Origin of the sequence: Chthonomonas sp., from assembly GCF_035294165.1 — a bacterium.
GTDB lineage: Bacteria > Armatimonadota > Chthonomonadetes > Chthonomonadales > Chthonomonadaceae > Chthonomonas.
This window is the reverse complement of the sequence record NZ_DATGLN010000266.1, coordinates 1-3729: the sequence shown is the minus strand read 5'-3', so window position 1 is coordinate 3729 and position 3729 is coordinate 1. Positions and strand designations below refer to the sequence as shown.

Here is a 3729-nt window from a genome sequence, read left to right as displayed (position 1 = left end):
CGGTGCCGTTTGGCCGAAGCCAGATGCGGTAGGTCACCTCTTTTTCGCCTTTCACTCCACCACGCAAAATACGACTGGTACCGCTTCGCAGCAGAGAGGTCGGCTTCCTGAGGGTGGGATAGGGGATCGGTTCCCTGAGCGCCACCGTTTTTGTGAGTATTTGCGGGGTTTGGGGTGCGCTCGTGGTAGTATCCGTTTGTCGTGGTGTCGCGTCTCCTGGTCGTGTGGCGCCCACACCGATGGCGAGAGCCAAGACCCCGATCGCGGAGATGCGACGGACAGGCGAGGAATTCGCCAAGAACCTGTCCCTCCTTTCTGTAGGATTTTCCGATGGCCCGAACACCGTTCGGATGCCTTATCTGCGTACCACAGGAAGCGGCACAAAGAGCCGCCTCACTCATGGCTTCAACGAACACCCGGCCAGAAGCCAGATGTTGGCGGGCAGTTTACTATAAACAGCCCCTTTTTGTCAACCCTACCGCATTTTCGCCGGTGTCGTCACGCGCTTCGTTATCCTTCGTTGGGCTTTTCTACCCAAGCAGGATTCGGCATCCCACAATGAGAAATCACATAAAGTTGTGTCGAAAAGGAGAACAGGCGGATCGTGCCTATGCAAGCTTTCTTTCGGCTTTTTAGCAGCGTTGTGGTTCCCTTATGTACCCTTGCGGCTCTTTTACCTCTATCTCATGCATGGGCTGCAAGTGTGCAGGCAAAGCGCGATAGCGACTTTCTAAACTCCATCGGGGTTAATTCGGCCATCTGCTTGCGCGGCGAAAGCCTCGATAAAACCATGGAGTGTGTTCGGTATCTCGGCATTCATTGGATACGAAGCGGCATCGAGGGCAATCCCCCTCTTGATAAGCTTATTTACCTGCATGAGCGTACCGGTGTGCGCTATAGCTGGGGCCTCGGCAGCGGCGGCACCAACATTCCAGAGCTTATTAAAACCGGGGAACAACTCGCCAAAGCCGGCGCCCTTTTGGCCTTTGAAGGGCCCAATGAACCGAACAACTGGGGAATTACCTATCAGGGACAGGTGGGCGGCAGAAATCTGTCGTGGCTGCCGGTGGCGAAACTTCAAAGAGACCTCTACCGCGCGGTAAAGAGCGATCCCCTCTTGAAAAAGTATCCGGTCTGGTCTATCTCCGAAAACGGAGCGGAAACCGATAACGTGGGGTTGCAGTTCCTCACGATCCCCAAGAGAGCTAACACCCTGATGCCTGCCGGCACGAAATATGCCGACTTCGCCAACGTGCATAACTATATCTATCACCCAAACGCCCCCGGCCTGGCCGATAACAAAACGTGGAACGCCGCAGACCCCACCTCCGCCTGTAAGGTAGATGGGCTTTATGTAGAGTATGGCCTGACGTGGGCCCATCACTACCCCGGATATTCCGAGACCCAACTGCTTTCTCTCCCCCGCGTTACCACAGAGACAGGAGCGCTTATCGAAGGGGCGCTTACAGAGGAGGTTCATGCCCTAAACCTGCTTACCATGTATCTAGATCAGTTCAAGCGGGGCTGGAGCTATACCGCCGTCTATCTTCTGCGTGATAGGGTGGACGAGGCGGGAAACCAGAGATTTGGGTTTTACCGGCCGGACTATACACCTAGAAAGGCGGCCCTCTATCTTCATAATCTCACAACGATTCTGGCCGACCCAGGCGCGCTGCATAACCCCGGCAGGCTCGCCTATACTATCCCCAACGAGCCGGTGACGGTGCATGACATGCTGCTACAAAAAAGCAACGGCACCTTCTATCTTGTGGTATGGGATGAACAGATAGAGGGCACAAGTACGGTGAACATACAGTTTAAGGAAAAGGTGCCAGCTATGAAAATCTACGATCCCACCGTCGGCACCGATCCGATACAGACTCTCACCAACGTTCGGAATATTCAATTGACATTAAGCAACCATCCGGTTATCCTAGAAATACCTTCCGCCTCAGTACCTCCTCCTCTTCCTACAGGGAGAGGGGCACCTCGCGGTGAGCGTCCTCGCGGACGGCACCTTTGCGGCCAGCACAGTTCCCGTGATCGTCTCTTTCTCAGGCCGCTGCATCGCCGTGCGCTAGCACCTCCCGAATCGGGGGAAAGGAGGGGATAGGGGGCGAACAAGGGTGGCTTGCGGAATAGACTAGCTCTAGCTCCGTGAGATTGACTGTCTTGACAGCCCTGCCCCTCCCCCTTTAGGGGGAGAGACAACTCAGCGGCCTGTTTTATTCCCTTCATCGCCTATCTCTCTGGCCACTGCATTGCTGTCCGCTAGGACAAAGGAGGGGATAGGGGGCAAGTAAGGTTGTCTACAACACCCATGGAGGTTACAAACACGAACCCAAACAAAGGGGCAAGAGCAACCTCTTGCCCCTTTGCAAAACCCCTACAACCTAAGGGGAACTTGGCACACTACCCCCACCAGAAGGACTGCCCCCACCCATGTTCAAATGGGGACGAGGACGATTGGGATTGGCCGGTAAAAGCTGAGGGGGATTTGGTGGCTTGCCCGTAGGCTGGGGGTTGCCTTCATCATTTGGCGAATGACATCCTCCCAAGCCGCTAAGCACTAACAGGCACAACCAGCCGCCTAATAGCCCCTTAGACAGACGACCCCTCTTTTTAAAAACGCTCGCTTTTAGCCCCATCTCTAGTAGCTCGGATCCCATTCATAGGCGTTGGTGTCTATCACTTTAGCGTTGCCGCTGCCATCGGGCTGGAAGTTGGTGCCGGCTACTAAAGCCCCCACCTTCTGGTATTTGGAGTGGCCGTCCACAAAGGCCACATTGGCCCCACCTTGGGGAATGACCCCCGATTGATAACCCGTGCTGTTATGGCGGAATGAAGCCCCACCGTAGCCAGGAAAATCATAGTACTTTGTATAGTCATTCGCCTGTCCTGTCCAGCCGTTGCTGTAGGAGTCGCAGTCGGTGTTGGCGTAGGCGTAGCAGTTGATGGGCGGGTCTACCGTGGTGCCTACGGGTACCCACACGTATTGATGGTCGGCGGTGGCATAGTCTACGCCCACCGAATCCAAGAACAACACCACTTGAGCGGGTCGGTTAACGGCGGCGAATTTAAGGGGTATCCACAGGTCGTTGCCGTAGGGATCGGAGCCGGCATAGCGAGAGAGATAGCCATAGTTGAGGCCATAGCCGCCATAGAGGAGGGAGCGGTTGTTGCCGCTCATCACGAAGCTGAGTTGGGCTTCATCGGGGCAGACGGTGAGGAACTTGTTTTTGACGTAGGGCTGGATGAGGGCCGTCCAGGGGCTATAGTTACGGTAGACGGTGCCGTTATCGCGCAGGAGCGGTTCTTGAAAGGCCACGAAGGGCACGAAGGTCTCGTCATAGTCCTGACCATACATGAGGATGGCGGTGGTCAGTTGCTTAGAGTTGCTAAGACAGGCGGTTTTGCGGGCTTGTTCCCGTGCTTGAGCGAAGACGGGGAACAGAATGGCTGCGAGTATCGCAATTATTGCGATAACTACGAGAAGCTCGATGAGGGTAAACCCTCGCACACCGTTTTCCACCCGCGCAGGGCGATAAGCGAACTTCGATTTCATCTAAGTTTGCCTCCTAAGATTTGGGATTTGGTTTTTTGACCGGTTTGCGCGAAAGGTTCCTTATGGTTCAGGAACCTAAAAGCCTCATCTCCTCCGGTATGGGGAGAGGCATGGAACGCACGACATCTGTGTGAAGGTATCCGTCCTCGGTAGGCCGCTACGGT

Annotated in this window: 3 protein-coding genes; 1 reads left to right on the top strand and 2 read right to left on the bottom strand. The window is 55.1% G+C overall.

Annotation, left to right across the window (positions count from 1 at the left end; genetic code table 11):
• Positions 1-298, bottom strand: a 298-nt coding sequence (locus VKV29_RS14940; RefSeq protein ID WP_324202118.1) for a G5 domain-containing protein, incomplete at its 3' end; no start/stop codon positions are given.
• A gap of 312 nt (positions 299-610) precedes the next feature.
• Between VKV29_RS14940 and VKV29_RS14935 the strand changes: the two genes are divergently transcribed.
• Positions 611-2113, top strand: coding sequence for a glycosyl hydrolase (locus VKV29_RS14935; RefSeq protein WP_324202119.1), 1503 nt, complete (start codon positions 611-613; stop codon positions 2111-2113).
• A 537-nt stretch (positions 2114-2650) separates the two neighbouring features.
• Here VKV29_RS14935 and VKV29_RS14930 read toward each other — a convergent pair.
• Positions 2651-3565 carry a type II secretion system protein gene (locus VKV29_RS14930; protein WP_324202117.1) on the bottom strand — a complete coding sequence of 305 codons (915 nt, stop codon included), beginning with the start codon at positions 3563-3565 and terminating at the stop codon, positions 2651-2653.
• Positions 3566-3729: the final 164 nt, after the last annotated feature.